This is a genomic window from Streptomyces sp. NPDC048514 (assembly GCF_043199955.1).
Lineage (GTDB): Bacteria > Actinomycetota > Actinomycetes > Streptomycetales > Streptomycetaceae > Streptomyces.
Genome location: NZ_JBICWT010000008.1, coordinates 248,703 through 269,715, shown reverse-complemented (window position 1 = coordinate 269,715; position 21,013 = coordinate 248,703). Strand labels below are relative to the sequence as shown.

General features: G+C 69.8%; 15 protein-coding genes. 11 read left to right on the top strand and 4 right to left on the bottom strand.

The genetic code is table 11. The annotated features are described in order from the left end of the window. Window positions 1–2 precede the first annotated feature (2 nt). A complete protein-coding gene (locus tag ACGFT2_RS19725) occupies window positions 3–2,237 on the bottom strand; it encodes a CDP-glycerol glycerophosphotransferase family protein (RefSeq protein WP_393279674.1) in 2,235 nt (744 codons plus the stop codon). 336 nt (window positions 2,238–2,573) lie between these two features. On the opposite strand from ACGFT2_RS19725, the gene galE reads away from it, so the two are divergent. Beyond that, window positions 2,574–3,545, top strand: a complete 972-nt coding sequence (gene galE / locus ACGFT2_RS19720; protein WP_393279671.1) for a UDP-glucose 4-epimerase GalE — start codon at window positions 2,574–2,576, stop codon at window positions 3,543–3,545. 209 nt (window positions 3,546–3,754) lie between these two features. Here galE and ACGFT2_RS19715 read toward each other — a convergent pair whose 3' ends face one another. Both ACGFT2_RS19715 and ACGFT2_RS19710 read right to left on the bottom strand, forming a co-directional pair. Then, complete coding sequence (locus ACGFT2_RS19715) at window positions 3,755–4,480, bottom strand: hypothetical protein (protein WP_393279668.1); 726 nt, start codon at window positions 4,478–4,480, stop codon at window positions 3,755–3,757. 55 nt (window positions 4,481–4,535) lie between these two features. Next, a complete protein-coding gene (locus ACGFT2_RS19710; RefSeq protein WP_393279665.1) occupies window positions 4,536–5,495 on the bottom strand; it encodes a Tat pathway signal sequence domain protein in 960 nt (319 codons plus the stop codon). A 511-nt stretch (window positions 5,496–6,006) separates the two neighbouring features. On the opposite strand from ACGFT2_RS19710, the gene ACGFT2_RS19705 reads away from it, so the two are divergent. The 7 genes from ACGFT2_RS19705 to ACGFT2_RS19675 all read left to right on the top strand — a co-directional run bounded on the left by ACGFT2_RS19705 (window position 6,007) and on the right by ACGFT2_RS19675 (window position 18,375). Next, on the top strand, window positions 6,007–12,525 hold the full coding sequence (locus ACGFT2_RS19705; protein WP_393279663.1) for an RHS repeat-associated core domain-containing protein: 6,519 nt from the start codon (window positions 6,007–6,009) through the stop codon (window positions 12,523–12,525). Between the two features lie 105 nt (window positions 12,526–12,630). Then, the gene (locus tag ACGFT2_RS19700; RefSeq protein WP_393279661.1) at window positions 12,631–13,125 is read left to right on the top strand and encodes a hypothetical protein; all 495 of its coding nucleotides are present in this window, start codon (window positions 12,631–12,633) and stop codon (window positions 13,123–13,125) included. A 138-nt stretch (window positions 13,126–13,263) separates the two neighbouring features. After that, on the top strand, window positions 13,264–14,370 hold the full coding sequence (proB, locus tag ACGFT2_RS19695; RefSeq protein ID WP_393279659.1) for a glutamate 5-kinase: 1,107 nt from the start codon (window positions 13,264–13,266) through the stop codon (window positions 14,368–14,370). 170 nt (window positions 14,371–14,540) lie between these two features. Continuing rightward, window positions 14,541–14,975: a hypothetical protein gene (locus ACGFT2_RS19690; RefSeq protein WP_393279656.1), complete on the top strand. Its 435-nt coding sequence runs from the start codon at window positions 14,541–14,543 to the stop codon at window positions 14,973–14,975. A gap of 264 nt (window positions 14,976–15,239) precedes the next feature. Further along, complete coding sequence (locus ACGFT2_RS19685) at window positions 15,240–16,526, top strand: glutamate-5-semialdehyde dehydrogenase (protein ID WP_393279654.1); 1,287 nt, start codon at window positions 15,240–15,242, stop codon at window positions 16,524–16,526. A 93-nt stretch (window positions 16,527–16,619) separates the two neighbouring features. Continuing rightward, window positions 16,620–17,219 (top strand): hypothetical protein, encoded by a 600-nt coding sequence (locus tag ACGFT2_RS19680; protein ID WP_393279652.1) that lies wholly within the window; start codon window positions 16,620–16,622, stop codon window positions 17,217–17,219. A gap of 88 nt (window positions 17,220–17,307) precedes the next feature. Beyond that, window positions 17,308–18,375, top strand: a complete 1,068-nt coding sequence (locus tag ACGFT2_RS19675) for a hypothetical protein (RefSeq protein WP_393279649.1) — start codon at window positions 17,308–17,310, stop codon at window positions 18,373–18,375. 186 nt (window positions 18,376–18,561) lie between these two features. Here ACGFT2_RS19675 and ACGFT2_RS19670 read toward each other — a convergent pair whose 3' ends face one another. Beyond that, entirely contained in the window at window positions 18,562–19,656 is a 1,095-nt protein-coding gene (locus ACGFT2_RS19670; RefSeq protein WP_393279647.1) for a M48 family metallopeptidase, read from the bottom strand. 101 nt (window positions 19,657–19,757) lie between these two features. Here ACGFT2_RS19670 and ACGFT2_RS19665 point away from each other — a divergent pair, with 101 nt between their 5' ends. From ACGFT2_RS19665 to nadD, 3 genes are all read left to right on the top strand, one after another. Further along, a complete protein-coding gene (locus tag ACGFT2_RS19665) occupies window positions 19,758–19,922 on the top strand; it encodes a hypothetical protein (RefSeq protein WP_393279645.1) in 165 nt (54 codons plus the stop codon). A gap of 170 nt (window positions 19,923–20,092) precedes the next feature. After that, window positions 20,093–20,254, top strand: coding sequence for a hypothetical protein (locus tag ACGFT2_RS19660; protein WP_393279642.1), 162 nt, complete (start codon window positions 20,093–20,095; stop codon window positions 20,252–20,254). Between the two features lie 55 nt (window positions 20,255–20,309). Then, entirely contained in the window at window positions 20,310–21,005 is a 696-nt protein-coding gene (gene nadD / locus ACGFT2_RS19655; RefSeq protein WP_393279639.1) for a nicotinate-nucleotide adenylyltransferase, read from the top strand. The last annotated feature ends 8 nt before the right edge of the window (window positions 21,006–21,013 follow it).

The window sequence follows — 21,013 nt, the reverse complement described above, 5'->3', positions numbered from 1 at the left end:
GGTCAGGCCCGCTCGACGGCTGCGAGCGCCTGGGCGGGGGCCGGGGCGTGGGAACGCTCGGCGAAGGGCACGAAGGGCAGGGGCTGCGTCTCGCCGAGGAAGACCCGCCGCACCACGCGTTCGGCGGCGTGCCCGTCGTCGAACTCGCAGAACCGACGGCGGAAGGCGTCGCGGCGCGCGGCCGCTTCCTGCCCGTCGTACTCGTCCGATCCGAGCAGGCGGATCAGTTCGGCCTGTGAGGTGGCCACCGCGCCCGGCGACTCCTGGAGCAGGTTGAAGTAGGTGCCGCGCACGGCGGAGTAGATGTCCCAGTCGGGCGCGAAGATGACGATCGGCCGGTCCAGCACGGCGTAGTCGAACATCGCGGAGGAGTAGTCCGTGATGAGCGCGTCCGCGGCGAGGTACAGCTCCTCCACCCGGGCGTGCCCCGACACGTCGACGATCCGCCCGGTGCGGCGCAGCTCGGCCACGTGGGAGGAGCTGCCGCCGTAGAAGTAGTGGCCGCGCACCAGCAGGGTGACGTCGGGCCCCAGCTCGTCGGCGAGGCGGGCGAGGTCGAGGCTCGGCACGAAGCCGGGCTGGTACTCGCGGTGCGTGGGCATGTACAGGTACGCCTTGGTGCCGTCGGCGAGACCCAGCGCCGCGCGGGCCCGGCGCACGTCCTCCGCCGTGCCGTTGACCAGGACGTCGTTGCGGGGGTAGCCGGACTCCAGCGACTCGTAGGAACACGGGTAGACCCGCTCCCAGACCGCCGTGGAGAAGCGGTTGGAGCTGAGGCTGAAGTCCCAGCGGTCGCAGCGCTCCAGGAGCTTGTCGAAGTCCATGTCCGTCGAGGCGGGGTACTTGCGCTGGTCGAGACCCATGGTCTTGAGCGGCGTGCCGTGGTGGGTCTGCAGATGGATCTGGCCCTCGCGCTTGACCACGCTGTCGGCGAAGTTCACGTTGTTGACCAGGTACTTGGCGCGGGCCAGCGCGGCCCAGTACTCCTTGGAGCCGACCCGGACGACGTCCACGCCCTCGGGTACCCGGTCCACGGCGTCGGGCCGGACGGCCCAGACGCGGCGTACGTGCGGGGCGAGCCGGGCGAGTTCGGCGTCGACGGCCGCCGGGTTGCAGGAGACGCTGCGGCTCCAGTAGGCGGAGAAGAGCGCCAGGTTCTCGTCCAGCGGCAGCCTCAGCTGCGACTGGTAGAAGACGCCCATCGCGCTGCGCTTGGACCGGTTGATGGCCGTGCGGGTACGGGTCCGGACCGCCTTGCGGAGCTTCACGGCGGCGGTGGCGCCGGCCATGGCGGTGTACGCGTCCTTCTCCAGCATCGCGTACTTGTGGCCGCGGCCGCCGCCCGGCCGCTGGAAGCCCTGTGGGAGCCGGGCTCGGTAGTCGGCGGCGGCGCGGTGGAAGAACTCCGCCCGCGCGTCCGCCGGCAGGCGGTCGGGCCGCTCCAGGATGGTCAGGAAGTGGTCCGCCATCTTGCGGAACAACGGCGTGCGCCACCGGGCGAGTTCGGGGCGGACGTCGAGGTAGTCGAAGACGCGGCGGTACTGGTCGAAGACGTCGAAGTGCTTACGGCTGACCGTCTTCAGGATGTTGCCGCCCTCGCGGCGCTGCCGGTACATCACGCAGACCCGGTTCAGCACGGCGATGCGCTCGGCGCTGATCATGGAGCAGAACGTCCAGGGGGCGTCCTCGTAGTAACCGGGCGGGAAGGTCAGCCCGTTCTCGGTGACGAAGTCCCGGCGGTAGGCCTTGTTCCAGACGATCTGCAGCAGGTTCAGCAGCTGCGGCCGCTCGGCGAGCGGGAAGGACTCCGGGCCGTCGGGCTGGAGTAGTTCGGCGCGCTGGTTGGGCCGGATCCGGCCGTCCCAGTAGCTGCGGGAGTAGTCGTAGACGAGTATCTCGGGGTCGCCGGCGGCTTCCAGCCGCTCGGCTATCGCACGCAGCGCGCCGTCGGTCAGGGTGTCGTCACTGTCCAGGAACAGGACGTAGTCGCCCTGGACCTTCTCCATGCCCGCGTTGCGCGCACGGCCGAGCCCCACGTTCTCCGTGAGGTGAATCACGTGAATTCGAGCGTCACGTTGCGCGTACTCGTCGAGGATGGCACCCGAGCCGTCCGGTGAGCGGTCGTCGACCGCGATGATCTCGAAGTCCGTGTAGTCCTGCCCGAGCACCGAGTCCAGGCACTCGGTGAGGTAGCCCTGCACCTTGTAGACAGGGATGACGAGAGAGAGTCTGGGCATCCTTACAACCTGTTCCGAGACTGATCACGAGAGCGTGGGCCGAGGCCAGAGCACGCTCCGCCCGCCGACGGGCATGAGCACGCCGTCGCATCAGCGTAAAGGATTCACTTGAAGTTTCCGTGAGCAAGGTAGCCGGGCGGTCGGGTCACGGAACAGTCGCAGAGACCATACCGCTACCCGAGTGGGACATTGTTCCATCCGGACCGGCTGAACGGCTCCTCCCCTTACCGCTATTACTGCCCGGCTTTGCCGCACTTGTCCGTAATTGTCCGACTCGATTTTCCGCAGCCCATGGACGAGTCTGCTCTCCACTGACGGAGACCGAGGAGGCACGGGATGAGCTGGCTGGTCACGGGCGGCGCCGGGTACATCGGTGCGCATGTGGTGCGCGCCATGACGGAGAGCGGCGAGCACGTGGTGGTCTACGACGACTTGTCGACCGGCAGCGCGGACCGGCTTCCCGGCGATGTCCCGCTGGTGGTGGGCAGCGTGCTGGACCGGGAGCTCCTGGAACGGACGATTCGTGACCATGCCGTGACGGGTGTGGTGCACATCGCAGCCAAGAAGCAGGTGGGCGAGTCGGTGGAGCGGCCTCTCCACTACTACCGCGAGAACGTCACCGGTCTGCAGACCCTGCTGGAGGCGATGACCGCCACCGGGGTCGAGCGGATCGTCTTCTCCTCGTCCGCGGCCGTCTACGGCATGCCGGACGTCGACCTCGTGACCGAGGACACCCCGTGCCTCCCCATGAGCCCCTACGGCGAGACGAAACTGGTCGGTGAGTGGCTGATCGCCGCCGCCGCCAAGGCCCACGGCCTGCGAGCCGTGTCCCTGCGCTACTTCAACGTGGCCGGTGCCGCCGCCCCGGAGCTGTCCGACGCGGGTGTCTTCAATCTCATCCCGATGGTGTTCGAGCGGCTCGAGGCCGGCGAGGCGCCCCGGATCTTCGGTGACGACTACGCCACACCGGACGGCACCTGCGTACGTGACTACATTCACGTCCAGGACATCGCCTCCGCCCACCAGGCGGCCGCGGTACGACTGCGCGAGGCACCGGAGGGGACCTCGCTCGTCCTCAACATCGGCCGGGGCGAGGGCAGCTCGGTCCGGGAGATGGTGGACCGCATCCTGAAGGTGACCGGCAACGAAGGCCTGGCGCCCGAGGTGGCCGACCGCCGCGCCGGTGACCCAGCGAGGGTGGTCGCGTCGGCGGACCGCATCCAGGCGGAACTGGGCTGGACCGCCCGCCTCGGCCTGGACGACATGATCGACTCCGCCTGGCAGGGCTGGCGCCACCACCACGCCTGACCCTCCCCACCACGCCTGCCCCCCCCGAGCGCGGAGCCGGCCGTCCGGCTCCGCGCGCTCTCGGCCGAGGCTAGGCGCCCCGCGCGCTCTCGGCTGGGGTTGCGGGTTCCATGCGGTCCGCGCGCTCTCGGCTGGGGTTGCGGCTTCCGTGCGGTCTTCCGCCGTGGGCTTCGGCTCCGCGCGGTCCTCCGGCTCCGCGTGTGCTTCCGTCAGGCCTTCAGGTCCGCCCTGTCTCCCATCACCACGACGGGGTGCAGCTTGGGGTCGAGGGTGCGCAGCAGGTACTCCATGGCCGACTTCGACTGGCTCACGCACGCCGAGGTGCCGCTGCCGTGGTCCATGTGCAGCCAGATGCTGCCGCCCTTCGACTGCCCCTGCGGCCGGGTCGGGTCGTTGGGCGGAGTGCCCTTGACGCGGTTGTAGTCGATGGCGACGACATAGTCGAAGTCGTGCCAGTACGGCTTCTTCCAGTAGTGGGGCGCCTGGAAGGCCGCGGACCGGGTGTACGGCAGCCCCTTCCCGGGTGCGGAAAGCACACCGCCCGCGTCGCTCAGCGTGAAGACGCCCACCGGACTGCGCAGATCGCCCTCGTGATGATCCGTCGTCCAGCCCTTGCGCCCGTTGTGCGCCGGCCAGGTGCGCTCCTGCTTCCAGGTGGAGCCGTGCCTGGTGAAGAGCGCGACGGTGGAGTCGGGGGAGTCCTTGCCCGCGCCGTACACGGCGACCACCTGGCGGGAGCCGGCCGGCACGCGCTCCCACAGCCGGTCCCCGATGCCGGGCACGCGCTTCAGGGCCGTCTTCCGCGGTGCGTCGTCCGCACCCCCGTGCGCGGCGGCGGTGCCGTGGTCCGAACCCCCGCACGCCGCAAGGGACATCACCGACAAAGCGCCGCAGACCACGCCGGCGGCGACCCGTATCGAACCTCGTTTCCGCATGCGATCCATGGTCGCAGACCGAACGTGACGAACTCGTCCCTGGTCTGTCGCAGGCTCAGACCAGCACGTTCTTGTAATAGATGCTGGTCTTCTTGCGCTGGTCCGTGGCGGACGTGTACGAGGAGAAACCGCTGCACAGCCGCAGGGCCTGCGGGTTGGCCGGGTCGGGGATCTGGATGGCCATGCCCTCGGGCTCGCGGTAGGAAAGGGTGTACCCGGCCTTGGTGAGCTTCTGCTCCTTCACGGTGCCCGTGTTCCAGTCCACGGAGGTGATGAAGGTGTTGCCGTCCGGTGACACGGAGCCGTCCTTGCCGTACTGCGAGCCGGCCAGGAGGTAGAGGTAGCTGCCGTAGCTCGTGAAGCCCTGGAAGGTGTCGCTGTAACCGGGCTGGAGGTCGGCGGGCTGCGCGACGTCGGCGAGGGTGGTCCGGCCGCCGGCCTTGAAGGACGCGAGGTCGTACAGGCGGAAGCGGAAGGCGCCGCTCACCCGGCAGCGGACGGCGAGCCGGTTGTTCACCGGGTCGATGGCACAGGTGGTGCGGTCGACGCCGTTTTCCAGGGTGTACTGGGTGAGTGCGGGGGAGTCCGCGGTGAGCACGGTTCCGTTGGCGAATTTGAACCGGCCGAGCCGATCGCCCCAGCCGGTGTAGGTGCCGTCGGAATTCGCGGTGCGGACGTTATGGGTTTCCGCCCAGAGATAAGCTCCGGAAGTGGTGGATTCGACCCCGATCTGTACACCGTGCCCGAATCCGCGGAGATACATGGTGCCGAGAATCCGCCCGGATGTGTCGAGGCGGGTCAGGCACAGGTCGCCGTTGGCCTCGCGGTCGGGCCCCGAGTAGGTCTGTGTCTCGCCCGGGAGCTGGAGCCCGCTGTCGACGAGCTGCACGGTGAACAGGTGCCCACTGGTGTTGTCGAAGGCGAAGGACTGCAGGACGCGGGTGCTGCCCAACTGCACCTCCCGCAACAGCGCGGTGGAGGGAGCGGTCAGGTCGAAGCGCTTGCTGACGGTCACCGCACCGGGCGTGGTGCTTGTCTGCGATGTGCGGCGGGAGCGCGCGACGCCCTGTGCCACACCGACGGCGACAGTGGGAACGGCTACCGCGCCCGCGATGGCGCCCCCCGTACGCAGAAAGCGTCTGCGATCGAGCATGGTGATGAAGCCCCCCTGGAGCAAAAAGAGAAAACGCCGTTGTCCACGCCTTAGGCATGCAAATGGGGCAAGCCCTACCTAGGGGGAGCTGGCTGGATTGCTGGCGGGTCATTGAATCACCTGGAAATCGATCGCGGTAGTGACGGCGGAATTAGATATTCCGTTGGTCATGATCATCTAAAGCTTCCCTCAAGGAGGCGGGGATGTTTGGGGGACGGCGGCCCGTTTTGTCGGAAATGCTGTGATTAAGATTCTGGTTAATCTCCGGCCTGCGTGTGTTCGCCACGTGTTGGCTTTGTGCTGCCTTCGCAACGCGATCCCGCTCTTTTGACTGTTTATGGCCGACTTTCGGCCAGAGGGGTGGGGGTTCGTGATGCGTGCGTCGTACAGACGCGGCTTCGTCGTAGCGGTCTCCAGTGCGTTGCTGTCGGGTCTCGTGTCAGCTCCGGCGTTCGCCGCGGCCGTCGCCGTGGCCAAGCCGAAGGACACGACCGTCAGCGTGCCGGCGGGCAAGGGCATGGGCGTGCCCCGGCAGCAGGCGGAGCCGACCATGACCAAGGCGCCGAAGGTCACCTGGCCGAAGGGGGTGACGGCCCGGGTGGACCTCTCGCAGGCAACGCCGGGCAGGCCCAAGGCCGTGACGCCTGCCGGCGCCGTACTCGACGCCAGGGCCGGCAGCGCGGCGGCGAAGTCCGCCGTGGTGTCGGTGCAGACGCCGACGGCCGCCCAGATCGGGGCCGCGGGACAGCCCCCGCAGTCCGCGTTCGCGCGCGGGCAGAAGGCCGCCAAGGACGCCCTCGCTGAAGGCAAGGGCCTCGCCGTCTCCCCTTCCGCCGCCACCCCCGCCGACGTCGACGTGCAGGTCCTCGACCGCACGAAGATCAAGGCGATCGGCGGCGTCGGCATGGCGCTGCGCCTGACCCGCAAGGACCACAAGCCCGCCCCCGGACCGGTCGGTGTCACCCTCGACTACTCCGCCTTCAAGCACGCCTACGGCGGCGACTTCGCCTCCCGGCTGCGCCTGGTCCAGATGCCCGCGTGCGCGCTCACCACGCCGAAGAAGCGCGGCTGCTCGCCGGACACCCGCCGCTACCTGCCGGTCCACAACGACGTGAAGTCGGGCACCCTGACGGCGACGGTGTACGCCGACGCGGACCCCGCGACGACGACCGCGTCCGCCACCCCGAAGTTCGGCACCGCCATGATGGCGGCGGCCACCACGTCGACCGTGACGGCGGTGACGACCAGCTCCTCATCGGAGACCGGTGACTACCGGGCCTCCACGCTCAGCCCGAGCGGCAAATGGGACGTCTCGACCGGTTCCGGGGCTTTCACCTACGACCTGCCGATCACCGTGCCGAAGGCGCCGTTCGGCGCGACCCCGAACCTCTCGCTGTCCTACAACTCCCAGTCGGTCGACGGCCGCACCTCCGCGACCAACAACCAGGCCTCCTGGGCGGGCATCGGCTGGGACCTGAACGTCGGCTACATCGAGCGCAAGTACAAGAACTGCTCGCAGGACGTGAACAACACCGTCGGCGACATGTGCTGGCAGTCGCCCAACCACGGCACCGAGCCGGACGGCGCCGAGTACACCATCAGCCTCAACGGCGTGGACTCGGCCCTCGTCCAGGACGGCAACGGCACCGGCTCCTACCACGTGCAGGACGACCCGGGCTGGCGCGTGCAGCACCTGACCGGCGGCCACGGCGCCGACGACGAGTACTGGGTGATCTCCAGCCAGGACGGCATGCGCTACTACTTCGGCTGGGGCCGCAGCGAGCGCGACAACTCCATCACCCACTCCGTGCTGACCGTCCCGGTGGCCGGCGACGACACGGGCGAACCCTGCCACGCCCAGTTCCCCGAGCCCTGCACCCAGGCCTGGCGCTGGAACCTGGACCGCGTGGTCGACCCCAACGAGGTCGAGAACGCCTACTTCTACGACAAGCAGACCAACTACTACCGCTCGGTCATCAACACCGACAAGGCGCGTCAGTACGACGCGGCGAGCTACCTGACGCGGATCGAGTACGGCTGGGCCGCCCAGATCCCGGGTGCGAAGCTGCCCGCCAAGGTCGAGCTGCGTCATGTCGGCCGGTGTGTGGAGCGGATGAGCGACGCGGATCCGCTGGGCAAGGAGCCCTCGGCCTGCCCGGGCATCTCCTCCACGCCCGGTTCCTACCCGGACGTGCCGACCGACCTCATGTGCGACGGCACCTCGGCGGACAACTACTGCGAGGGCAAGACGTACTACCCCACGTTCTTCACCACCGACATGCTGTGGGACATCAAGACCTACGTCAGCGACGACGGCGGTGTGACGTGGGATCCGGCCATGCAGTACCAGATGAAGTACGGTCTGCCCGATCCCGCCGGTTCCGTGGGCAAGACGCTCTGGCTCGACTACGTCCAGCGCCAGGGCTACGGCGACGGTGTCGACCTGCGTCTGCCCACCATCAACTTCAACGGCGAGTGGCTCGACAACCAGGTCGGCAAGTCCACCCTCAACTTTCGCCGTGTCACCAAGGTCTACGGCGACCTCGGCTCGGTGACCAGCGTCACCTACGGCCAGCCGGACGCCTGCGACATCAACAGCCTGCCCAGCGAGTCGTCCAACACCCAGGACTGCTTCTGGCAGAAGTGGACGCCCGAGGGCGCCAGCAGCTCGACAACCGGCTGGTTCAAGAAATACCTCGTCACCGAGGTCTCCGAGGACCCCGGTGTCGGAAAGGGCGCCAACAGCGACGGTGACCCGGTCATGACGACCCGGTACGAGTACCACGGTGGCGCCGGCTGGCGGTTCACCAACGACCCGCTGTCCCCGGACGCCGACGAGACCTGGTCCGACTGGCGCGGTTACCCGCAGGTCGAGGTCTTCACCGGAACCAAGAGCAACGCGGCCTCCACCTACTACTGGCTCTACCGGGGTCTGGACGGCGACCGCACCTCCAAGACGGACAGCTCCGCCACCCGCAGCGTCGAGGTCACCGACGGATACGGCGACTCCTGGACGGACTCGGCCTGGCTGGCCGGGCGGACCCTGGAGAGCTCCGAACGCGACGGCGACGGCAACTCGCACCAGCGCGTCCGCAAGGAGTACTGGGTCCACGACACCGCCCAGTACGAGGGTCTTCCCGACGCCCGCTTCGTCCGGGAGAGCAAGACCACGACCGACGACCTGGTCTCCACCGGCTGGCGCGAGCACGTGGTCAAGGACGAGTACGACGACACCGAGGCCGCCAGCACCGTCTATGGCCTGCCCATGCGCACCAACGACTGGGGCCAGGTCAGCGTCGACGACAACCGGTGCACCACCTACGGCCGCGCGTACAACACCTCGGCCTTCCCCGACTCCGACGTCAAGCGCTGGATGGTCTTCCAGGACGAGGAGCGCCACTACGCCGCCGACTGCGCCGACCGCACCTCGGCCAATCAGGACTCCTACAAGGTGACGCTGTACGACGGGGCGACCACCCTCGCGGACAACGACACCAAGCTGGCCGACGGCAACGCGACCGAGCAGGACGTCTACACCGACGCGGACCCGGCCGACGCCCGGAAGACGTGGACGGACTACGACGGTGCGGGCCGCGCCGTCGCCACCTACGACGGCAAGCGCCGGAAGACCACCACGGCCTACGCGCCGAACACGACCTGGCCGATCGACGGCGTCACGGTGACCACACCCGACCCGGACGACAACTCTCCGGCCGGCAACGGTCCGGCCACGCCGCAGTCCACCACCACGTGGTATTCGCGCCTGTGGGGAACGCCGTACCGCATCCTCGACGCCAACGGCCACACCACGCGGATCGTCCTCGACTCCGTGGGCCGTATCAGCCAGGTCTTCAAGGCGACGGAGATCGGCAACTACCCCAGCGGCAAGCCGTCGATCCAGTTCGGCTACGACGTACCCGCCGGACCCAACAGCGACGGCGTGCCCGACACGGTGACCGGCCCTGCCGAGGTGACCACAGGCGTGTTGCAGTCCGGCAGCACGTACGTCAATTCCTACGCGTACCTCGACGGCCTGGGCCGCACCCGCGAGACCCAGACGACGGCGCCGGACGGCACCGGCCGTGACGTGGTCTCCACCCGTTACGACACGTCGGGCAACGTCACGGGTACCTCCGCGGCGTTCTACAACTCCGGCAAGGCCGGGGTCGACGGCATGGTCCTGCCGACCGTGGCCGACCTGCCGTCCTACACCGACCCGGTCATCGACTGGGCCGGCCGGACCACGGAGACCCAGACCCTGGCCAACGGAGTCGCGCAGGCGTCCGGCCACACCCACACGTACTACTTCGGCGACTACACCACCACGGTCCCCGCCACCGGTGAGCGCACCGACACCTACACGGACGTCTTCGGGCAGACCACCAAGACCGTCCAGCACGGCCCGATAGGGGCGATCACCACCTCGTACCTGTACACGCGCAGCGGCCAGCTGAAGACGATCACGGACACCAAGGGGAACGTCACCACCTACGGCTACAACTGGGCCGGTGACCGGACCTCGGTCACCGACCCCGACGCCGGGTCGTCGTCCACCGCGTACGACGAGAACGGCAAGGTGAGCACCAGCGTCAGCAACGGCACGACGCTGACGTACACATACGACCACCTCCAGCGGCAGAAGACCCTCTCGAAGACGACCACGCAGGGCAGCACCCTCCTGTCACGGTGGGACTACGACTCCGCCACCGGCGGTGTGGGCCTGCCGGCCGGGTCGACGACGTATGTGAACGGCAAGGCCTACACCCAAGCCGTCGGCAGCTACGACGCGCGCGGTCGTGCGGAGAGCAAGACGTACACCGTCCCCGACGACGGGTCCGGTCTCGCCGGTACCTACAAGTTCGACTACGGCTACGACCTCGCCGACCACCTGACGTCGGTCACCTACCCCAAGGTGGGCGACCTGGCGGTCGGACAACTGCCCGCGGAGACGGTCACCACCACCTACACCGACCGGGGACTGCCGTCCAAGGTCTCCTCGGCACTCGCCACCTACCAGTCGAACATCGGCTTCGACCGCCAGGGCCGCATCAACGGCCGCACCTACGGCACGAGCGGCGGCACGGACGCCACGGCGAACCGCGCCTACACCTACGACGACACCAACGGCAGCGGCGCGCTGTTCAACGTCAAGACCACCGTGACGACCGGCAGCACCACCAAGCCCGCGCAGGACGACACCTTCACGCGCGATCTCGCCGGCCAGATCACCGGTGTCACGGACGCCGTGGCCAAGCAGAGCGAGTGCTACACGTACGACGAGCTGAACCGGCTCACGCACGCGTGGACCACCGAGGCCACCGGCGGTTGCTCGGGCGCGGCCACGCCGGACCTGAGCAGCAGCCTCGACCCGTACGACCAGGCGTACACCTACGACGACCTCGGCAACCTGATGTCCGTCAAGGACACGACGGCCACCGGGGCGACCACGAGGAAGTACGCCTACCCCGGTTACAGCGCCGACGGCTCCACCTACACCGCCGGCAAGGCCCATCCGCACGCGGTGACCCAGGCCGGGTCCGACAGCTTCACCTACAACGCGACGGGTCAGATGGACACCCGCACGGTGAACGGCGTCCAGTCGTCGATCGCCTGGAACGCCCAGAACCGGGTCGACAGCATCACCCAGCACAAGAAGGACGGCGACGAGGTCTCGACGTACGTCTACGACACCGACGGCAACGTCCTGCTGCGTACCTCGGCCGCGGAGAACGTCCTGTACCTCGACGGCCAGGAACTGCACAAGACCAACGGCACCGGTGAGGGGGTCAAGGCGACGCGTCTGTACAGCGCCGCAGGCACCACTGTCGCCATGCGCCAGGGCGACGGCTCGACAAACGGCAAGCTGACCTGGCTCATGAACGACTCGCAGGCGTCCACGGCCCTGCTGATCGGCATCGGCGGTGCGATCACCCGGCGCCGCTACACACCGTTCGGCAAGGAGCGCAACCTGGGCAGCGGCGACCTGCCGGCCGGTCTCGACCGGGGATTCCTCGGCAAGCCGGAGGACGACAGCACGTCGCTGACCATCCTCGGCGCCCGGATGTACGACCCCTCACTGGGTCGGTTCATCAGCCCGGACGAACTGAACGACCAGACCGATCCGCAGAACCTGTCGGCCTACAGCTATGCCGACAACAACCCCGTCCTGTACAGCGACCCATCGGGCCTGGGCCTCGCCTGCGGCGGCAACGACCCGGCCTGCCCGACGCACAAGAACGACAAGAAGAAGCCCAAGAGCCACGCCCCGAAGGGCAGCAAGAAGGTCAAGGGCCTCGGAACGGTCACCAAGAAGCAGTACCAATGGCTGACGGACCCCGACGACGGGCTGGGCTACAAGCCCTCTTACGGCAGCTGGGACCACTTCGTGGCCCAGAAGCTGGACTCGGCCAAGGTCGACCTCGCCCGGTCGTTCCAGTCCTGCCTGCACAAGGGCGACTCGTCGAAGAACTGCGTGCCGGGCGACGACCACAACGCCGTGCTCAGGTACATCCATGAGAACCGGGACTGGATCGAGACCGCCGGTGATATCGGTCAAACGGTGAACTATTCTGCGACGGGAATCGCGGCTCTCTGCGTCGCCGTCACCGAAGGCGCGTGTGCCGCAGGACCCGCCGAGGTGCTGGCAGTGGCCGGCAAGATCGGCGCGGGTGTGAGCGCGGTATCGTCCGTAGCGCAGGCCGTTGACTCGTGCTCCTATGAGGGCTGGTCCCATGCCTGCGCGCACGACACGTTCGGTGCTGTCACCTCGACCATGGAGATCGCCCTGCCCTTCGTCCCGGTCGGCGGCCAGAAGATCATTTCCGGCATCCAGGACCGCTACTTGGGGGACGGCACGGACTTGCTCTCCCGCGCTACCAGGTGGATGTTCTAGCAGGTGTCCCGCCCCGCCCCGAGGATCGGGGCGGGGCGGCACTGGCCGCATGAGCACGACGGAGGAAAACCGGTCAAAGTGGTGAGAATCAGAAGAACCCGCAGGGTGGTGCTGGCCGTCGCAGCACAGGCGGCCATGGTGGCCTTGCAGGTGGTGGTCCAGGCGGACGAGGCCGGTACCAGCTCGTGGATGTCGCGCCTGGCCCTACTGATTCCCGTGCCGCTCGTCCTTTACATGATCTGGCGGCTGTACCTCAACCCTTACGTCGCGTTCGAGCAGGACCGGCTCCGCGTGAACAACATATTCACGCGGTACCTCGTCCCCTATCACCTGATCACGGTGCTGGAGGGGCGGACCGCCCTCACCCTCGACGTGTCGGGGCACGGCCGCCTGCCGGTGTACGCGTTCGGCGCGGCCATCATCGGCCGGGCCCAGCGGGACGCCGTCGCGGAGGAACTGCTGCGCCGCCGTGACGCCGCCGTTCGGGCGGCCGGGGGCGGCTTCGAGAAGCGCAGCACGATTGGGCTTCCGGAGTGGCTCGGGCCCGGCCTCACCGGCGCGCTCTTCCTCGTGGCCATCGTCGCCTCGGAAGTCGGCTGACGCCGGTCCGCGTGCTGGACGAATGGGCGAGATCCGTTCCTCTTCGCGTAGATTGCGGTCGAGAGAGCCGACCGGCGCAATGGGCGAGTTGCGCGAGCGAAGGGGACGAGTGCGCAGGTGGCAAGCGCAAGGCAGGCCGTGAACGAAGCCCGCAGGGTCGTGGTCAAGGTGGGCTCCTCCTCCCTGACCACCGCCGCCGGCGGCCTGGACGCCGACCGCGTCGACGCGCTCGTCGACGTGCTCGCCAAGAGCCGCAGCGGAGGTGAGCGGGAGATCGTCCTGGTCTCCTCCGGTGCCATCGCGGCCGGGCTCGCCCCCCTGGGTCTGCTCCGCCGCCCCAAGGACCTCGCCCGGCAGCAGGCGGCCGCCAGCGTCGGCCAGGGACTGCTCGTCGCCCGGTACACCGCTTCCTTCGCCCGCTACGGCGCCCGCGTCGGACAGGTCCTGCTGACCAGCGACGACATGAGCCGCCGCGCCCACCACCGCAACGCCTCCCGCACGCTGGACAAGCTGTTGGCGATGGGCGCCCTCCCGATCGTCAACGAGAACGACACCGTCGCCACGGACGAGATCCGCTTCGGCGACAACGACCGCCTCGCCGCCCTCGTCGCCCACCTCGTCCACGCCGATCTGCTGGTCCTGCTCTCCGACGTCGACGGTGTCTACGACGGCGACCCCGGCAAGCCGGGCACCTCGCGGATAGCGGAGGTCCGGGGGCCGCAGGACCTCGCCGGGGTCGAGATCGGCAGCGCCGGCAAAGCCGGGGTCGGCACCGGCGGCATGGTCACCAAGGTCGAGGCCGCCCGCATCGCGGCCGCCGCCGGTGTCCCGGTGGTCCTGACCAGCGCCGTCCATGCCGCCGAGGCACTCGCCGGCGGTGACACCGGCACCTACTTCCACCCCACCGGCAAGCGCTCCGCCGACCGGCTGCTCTGGCTCCAGCACGCGTCCACCCCGCAGGGTGCGCTGATCCTGGACGACGGCGCCGTGGACGCGGTCGTGCAGCGGCGCACATCGCTGCTGCCGGCCGGAATCGCCGCGGTGGAAGGGGAGTTCAGCGCCGGTGACCCGGTCGAGCTGCGGGACAGCGCGGGCCGCGCGGTGGCCCGGGGGCTCGTCAACTTCGACGCCAAGGAGATCCCCCGGCTGCTCGGGCGTTCGACCCGGGAGCTGGCGCGCGAGCTGGGCCCGGCGTACGAACGCGAGGTCGTACACAGGGACGACCTGGTGCTCCTGCACACCTGACTCTCGCAAGACCGCTCGTAAAGCGGGGCGCAAGGACCGACCCCGGTGGGGGACGTTCCGTAAAACCACCACGCGGAGCCCTGCGGCCTGCTCAACTTTGTCTTCGGGGCCATGTTGAAGGGACACGTTCCGTCAAGGGGCCGTGCGAGCCATGCGTGAAGGAGGCCGTCGTGAGACGAGTGCGCCCTGGGGCGGCGTCCCGCGGTGCTCTGACGAGCGTCGCGGCCGGGGACACCTACGAGGATCACGAGGAACCCCAGGACCTGCCCCGCCTGTGGCACGTCACCCTCAGCGTCTCCGGTGAGCAGGTGCCCGTGCCGGATCTGCGGCGAGCCCTGGAACAGCTCGCCCACGACCACCCCTTCCTGCTCACCAGCAGGTACGCGACCGACCACGCGGAGATCCGCTACTGGGAGGAGGCCCGCGACCTGCACGACGCCGCCGCCGTGGCTTTGCGCCTGTGGGGCGAGCACCGGCAGAGCGCGGGGCTGCCGGCCTGGGAGATCGTCGGACTGGAGGTCATCGACCGGGAGACCTACCACCAGCGCATCGCCGAGGGCTACGGCCCGGCCCCGGCCACCCCCGTCGGCGTCCACCCCTTCTGACCTCCGCTCCGGCCTCCGGGCCGCCGTCCCGGCGCCGTCCGGACCCGCCGTCCGGGCCGCCGTCCCGGCCCGCCGTCCGGCCCGTGGTCCGGGCCCTGCGTTCCCGGTCCGTGGTCCGGGCCCTGCGTTCCCGGTCCGTGGTCCGGGCCCTGCGTTCCCGGTCCGTCGTCCGGGCCCTGCGTCCCCGGCCCGTCGTCCGGGCCCGGCGTCTCGGCCTCCGGAACGGTTGCCGCGTGGCGCTCGCAGGAGCACTACCCTGCGGGTATGACCACGCTCTCGCCCTACGACTCGATGTCCCCGGTCACCCAGGCCGCCTACCGTGCCAAGGCCGCCGCCGCCGACCTCGCGCCGCTTCCGCGCGCCGTGAAGGACGACGCGCTGCTCGCCATCGCGGACGCCCTCGAGGTCCGGACCAGCGAGATCATCGAGGCCAACGCCAAGGACGTGGCCAAGGCCCGGGAGAGCGGCACCAGCGAGGCCATCGTCGACCGGCTCACCCTCACCCCCGAGCGGGTCCGCGCCATCGCCTCCGACGTCCGCGACGTCGCCAAGCTGCCCGACCCGGTGGGCGAGGTCGTCCGCGGCTCCACCCTCCCCAACGGCATCGACCTGCGCCAGGTCCGCGTCCCGCTCGGCGTCGTCGGCATCATCTACGAGGCCCGTCCCAACGTCACCGTCGACGCCGCCGCCCTGTGCCTCAAGTCCGGCAACGCCGTCCTGCTGCGCGGCTCCGCCTCCGCCTACGAGTCCAACACCGCCCTCGTCCGGGTGGTCCGGGACGCGGTCGGCGGTGCCGGCCTGCCCGCCGACGCCGTCCAGCTGGTGCCCGGCGAGAGCCGCGATTCCGTACGCGAGCTGATGCGCGCCCGCGGCCTCGTCGACGTGCTCATCCCGCGCGGCGGCGCCTCCCTGATCCAGACCGTGGTGACCGAGTCCATCGTCCCCGTCATCGAGACCGGCACCGGCAACTGCCACGTCTACGTCGACGCCCGGGCCGACATCGACACGGCGATCGAGATCCTGATCAACTCCAAGGCCCACCGGGTCAGCGTCTGCAACGCCGCCGAGACCCTCCTGGTCCACCAGGACATCGCCGCCGAGTTCCTGCCACGCGCCCTGGACGCCCTCGCCCAGGCCGGCGTCACCGTCCACGCCGACGAGCGCGTCATGGCCTACGCCAAGGACTCCCGGGCCACCGTGGTCGAGGCGACCCCTGAGGACTGGGAGACCGAGTACCTCTCCCACGACATCGCCGCCGCGGTCGTCGACTCGCTGGACAAGGCCGTCGAGCACATCCGCCTGTGGACCTCCGGCCACACCGAGGCGATCGTCACCACGTCCCAGCAGGCCGCCCGCCGCTTCACCCAGCTGGTCGACTCCACCACCGTCGCCGTCAACGCCTCCACCCGTTTCACCGACGGCGGCCAGTTCGGCTTCGGCGCAGAGATCGGCATCTCCACCCAGAAGCTGCACGCCCGTGGCCCGATGGGCCTGCCGGAGCTGACCAGCACGAAGTACATCGTCACCGGCGACGGTCACGTTCGGCACTGAGGTTCACCCGTTCGGCCGTACCCGCCGGGCGCCCCTCCGGCGCGGCCGAAACCGTCTCATCAAGTGGATGAATTTCCATACCGTCTGCACAGATTGACCCCCCAGGTCTACTCTGGACGTGTGCCGGAGGACGTGGGGGGCACGCCGTTCCCTGACGGCTGGGAGCCCGACGACGACCACGACCACGGGGTGCCGGACGAAGAGTTCGCCTCCGTGGTCTTCGACGAGGACTTCGTACGGGCGGCCACGGTTCATGAACCGACCGCCGTCGAACGCCTCCTGGCCGCAGCGCAGGCCAGAGCCGAGGCCTCCGAGGCGGAGGGGCGCCGCGCCCGCTCCGGAGGCGACCGCTACGACGACACCTACGGCCCCGAGGGCGTCGACCTCGGTCAGGATCCAGGCGACGGCGAAGTGGACGACACCTACGTCCTCCGCGACCACCACGGCCTCTTCGGTGCCTACGGCAAGCAGGTCCGCTGGCATCGCCCCGTGGCCTGGGTGCTCGCCGTCGTGATGGGTATCGGCATGGTCGCCCTGGCCTTCGCCGCGGTCTACCGGGGAGCCTCCTCGAACACCCGCGACCAGGTGCCCGCCCCCGCATCGACCGGCCTGGAGCAAGGCAGCGCGGCCGCTCCGTCCGTCTCCGCCGGCCACCCCCGCCCGGCCGTCTCGGCCGCCCCGCGCTCCCCCTGAGCGCGGGCGCCGCGCCGGTTGAGAACCTGTCAGAAGTTGTCCTGCGGCAGGGCGTTTACCGGGGGCCCGCGAGACCTACCCTGAAGGTATGGGCGGGCCTGGAGACCCACCGGAGGGGACACCCGAGGGCGGCCCCGGCGGTGCAGAGGAAGAGTACCGATCCGTGGTGTTCGACGAGTCCTTCGTTCGCGCTGCCCGCCTCCAGGAATCCTCGGCCGAGGAGCGGATGGCCGACCACGCCCCCGCCGTACGCCGCCGGCCGCCCCTGCACCGCGGCCTCACCCGGCAGCTGATGATCCTCGCCGTGCTGATCGCCGTCGCCTTCGGCACCGCGGTCTACATGAGCGTCCGCCACCCCTACGGATCCCCGTCGGCCCGGCGACCGGCCGAACCCCTGCGCATGACCGTCATCCCGCTCGCCCCGCAGGGCAGGGTGCCCGGCGCCGCCGACGCCGAGAGCCTGTACGCGCACAGCCCCGCCGCCCATTTCGACACCGGCGCCGAGGGCGTACCGCTGCCGGCCTCCCACAGCACCGCCCACTTCTCCGACAGCCAGGTCGTGTCCGCGCTCACCATCGTCAAGGACTACATCGTCCGCTCCTCGCTCTACCCCGAGGTGCTCACCGGCCGGCAGACCGCACCCGCCCGGGCCCTGCTCGATCCCGATCAGCTCGACCAGTTCGACCGGAGCCTCGACCACCCGGCGGCGGACGGCAGGCACGCTCCCACCGGCTGGCTGGTCCGACTCGACCCGGCCCGGGTCCGGCTGGCCGACGACCGGATCCGTGTCCGGGGCAGCCTGCAGGCCGGCGAGAGCGACTCGGCCACCCTGGAGATCACCGCCGACCACATCTTCGTGTACGCCCTGCGCCCCGCCGGCACCGCCGGCGCCCCCGTCTCGCTGTTCACCGTCCGCCGCGAGGTGACCTTCCGCTTCGACCGCGACGACCTGCGCACCCACCAGGTCCAGCTCGTCACGGCCTACGTGCAGGCGGGCCCGCTGTCCTGCGCCGAGGACTCCAGCGCCTACCTCCACCCCCTCCTGGCCGGCCAGACGGCCAGGGCGGGCGGCCCCGCGGGAACCGACCCCTACGAGACGGACGACCCGCCGACCCTGTGCGGCACGCTGGCCGACGGAGGCGGGTCGGAGGGGTGAGCCGTGCGCCGGCCGTCGGAGCCGGGTCGGAGGGGTGAGCCGTGCGCCGGCCGTCGGAGGCGGGTCGGAGGGGTGAGCCGTGCGCCGGCCGTCGGAGGCGGGTCGGAGGGGTGAGCCGTGCGCCGACCGTCGGAGCCGGGTCGGACGGGTGGGCCGTGAGCCGCTGCGCCGGGGACCCGGGCCCCGCTACTCCCGCTCCCCCTGCGGAGCGTCCGCGGCGCCACCCTCCGCCGGCGGCGGGCTGCGGAAGCCGTCGAAACCGCGCCGGACCCGGCCGCCCAGGTCGCCGGCGCCGCCCGCCAGGTCGCTGACCAGCTTCATCAGCGGGTCCTTGGAGCCCTTCACATCGCTGGCGTAGCTGGACGCGGACTCGCGGAAGGAGTCGCCGACGGAGGCGTCCTTGTCCTCCCCGCGTCGCGGGTAGTGGCCGTCCATGATCCGCTGATAGTCCCGGGACTCGGCCCACTTCTTCAGCTCCGCGGCCCGCACGGTGGTGAAGGGGTGCGAGCGGGGCAGCACGTTCAGGATCTTCAGCACCGAGTCGCGCAGATCGCCGCCGGCGTCGTACTCCTCGGCCTGCTCCAGGAAGGCGTCCACGTTCATCTCGTGCAGATGGTTGCCGCCCGCGATCTTCATCAGGCCCCGCATCGAGGCCCGGACGTCCTGGCCCACCAGCAGCCCCGCCCGGTCGGCGGACAGCTCCGACTTGCGGAACCACTCCCTGAGCGCCGTCACGAGCGCCATGACCGCCAGATTGCCGAGCGGGATCCAGGCGACCCGCAGCGCGAGGGTCGTCAGGAACAGCAGGATCGTGCGGTACACCGAGTGCCCCGACAGCGCGTGGCCCACCTCGTGCCCGACGACCGCCCGCATCTCCTCCTCGTCGAGCAGCTCGACCAGCCCGGTCGTGACCACGATGACCGGCTCGTCCAGGCCGATGCACATCGCGTTCGGCTGCGGGTCCTGCGTGACGTACATCGGCGGGACCTTCTCCAGGTCCAGGATGTAGCAGGCGTCCAGCAGCATGTCGTGCAGGTGCGTGAACTGACGCTCGGAGACCCGCACCGAGTCGGACAGGAACAGCAGCCGCAGGCTGCGCTCCGGCAGCAGCCCGCTGAGCGCCTTGAAGACGGTGTCGAACCCGCTCAGCTTGCGCAGCGCGACCAGCGCCGACCGGTCGGCCGGGTGCTCGTAGGCACGCGAGGAGATCTCCGGGAAACGCCTGCGCTGCCTGCCGGGCACCCGCTCGTGTCCCGTCTGCTGGTGGCCGTCGTCGGACATGTCTTCCCCCAAGTGCGTGTGAGTGCCTTGTGCCCCCGAGGCGGGGCCCAGCCTAGGCGGAGATACCGTGGACGGGCAGTACAGCCGAAGGAGTCCGAGTCATGGAGCACCACCCCTCAGCCACCTGGCTGACCGAGGCCGCCGCGAGCGCCGTCCAGCAGCACGGGACGGGGAACCTGCTCCGCGTCGTCCTCCTTGTGATGATCGTCGGTTGTGCACTGACCGCCTGGTTGCTGCTGCGCGGCTACAAGCGGAAGGACGACTGACGGACGGGGAAGGTTCCCCGCCGCCGGGCGGTGGACCCCCTCCCGGCGGGCGCCCGGCAGCCAGCCGCCCCCGGCCACCGACGGCGGAGTCGGCGTGATCGCCGCAGGACCGCCCGCTTACGATGAGCCGACGTCTTTATTCCGCCCACACGCGATAGGTCACGCCGAAGATGAGCTACCACAGCGCCGCAGCCCAGTTGGTCACCCTTGCCGCCGAGGGCGAGCACGGCGGAAACCACAACAGCCTGAACCCGGCCGTCACCGGTGGCGGTGCCCTGATCATCCTGCTCCTGCTGCTGTGGATCACCACGCGCTTCAACCGCGACCGCTGAGCGGGAACCCGTCCCCGCCGAAAGGCCCGAGGCCGGGCCGGTAGGGTCTGCACGCATGGGAGAGCAGGACATGCCTACCGGTCCGGCGCACGAGAGCACCGATGACACCGAGGGCTCGGCGCAGCACCCGGAGTACGGGCCGGGCAACGGTCCCGCCCACACGGGCAAGCGGCGCCTGGGCGTCATGGGCGGAACCTTCGACCCGATCCACCACGGGCACCTCGTGGCGGCGAGCGAGGTCGCCGCGCGGTTCCAGCTGGACGAGGTGGTGTTCGTACCCACCGGCCAGCCGTGGCAGAAGTCCCACCGCAACGTCTCCCCTGCCGAGGACCGCTACCTGATGACGGTCATCGCGACGGCCGAGAACCCCCAGTTCTCCGTCAGCCGCATCGACATCGACCGCGGCGGCCCCACCTACACCGTGGACACGCTGCGCGACCTGCGCGCCCTCAACCCCGACACCGACCTGTTCTTCATCACCGGTGCCGACGCCCTCGCCCAGCTGCTGACCTGGCGCGACTCGGTGGAACTGTTCTCCCTCGCGCACTTCATCGGCGTCACCCGTCCCGGCCACAACCTGACCGACCCGGGCCTGCCCGAGGGCGGTGTCTCGCTCGTCGAGGTGCCGGCGCTCGCCATCTCCTCCACAGGGTGCCGTGCGAGAGTCGCCACGGGGGACCCCATCTGGTACATGGTGCCGGACGGAGTCGTGCGCTACATCGACAAGCGCGAGCTGTACCGCGGCGAGTGAGCCGAGAG

Coding starts and splice junctions, on each gene's coding strand:
- ACGFT2_RS19670 (WP_393279647.1), bottom strand. CDS start 19,656: ATGTCCGACGACGGCCACCAGCAGACGGGACACGAGCGGGTGCCCGGC.
- ACGFT2_RS19665 (WP_393279645.1), top strand. CDS start 19,758: ATGGAGCACCACCCCTCAGCCACCTGGCTGACCGAGGCCGCCGCGAGC.
- ACGFT2_RS19660 (WP_393279642.1), top strand. CDS start 20,093: ATGAGCTACCACAGCGCCGCAGCCCAGTTGGTCACCCTTGCCGCCGAG.
- ACGFT2_RS19705 (WP_393279663.1), top strand. CDS start 6,007: ATGCGTGCGTCGTACAGACGCGGCTTCGTCGTAGCGGTCTCCAGTGCG.
- ACGFT2_RS19675 (WP_393279649.1), top strand. CDS start 17,308: ATGGGCGGGCCTGGAGACCCACCGGAGGGGACACCCGAGGGCGGCCCC.
- ACGFT2_RS19685 (WP_393279654.1), top strand. CDS start 15,240: ATGACCACGCTCTCGCCCTACGACTCGATGTCCCCGGTCACCCAGGCC.
- galE (WP_393279671.1), top strand. CDS start 2,574: ATGAGCTGGCTGGTCACGGGCGGCGCCGGGTACATCGGTGCGCATGTG.
- ACGFT2_RS19715 (WP_393279668.1), bottom strand. CDS start 4,480: ATGCGGAAACGAGGTTCGATACGGGTCGCCGCCGGCGTGGTCTGCGGC.
- nadD (WP_393279639.1), top strand. CDS start 20,310: ATGGGAGAGCAGGACATGCCTACCGGTCCGGCGCACGAGAGCACCGAT.
- ACGFT2_RS19725 (WP_393279674.1), bottom strand. CDS start 2,237: ATGCCCAGACTCTCTCTCGTCATCCCTGTCTACAAGGTGCAGGGCTAC.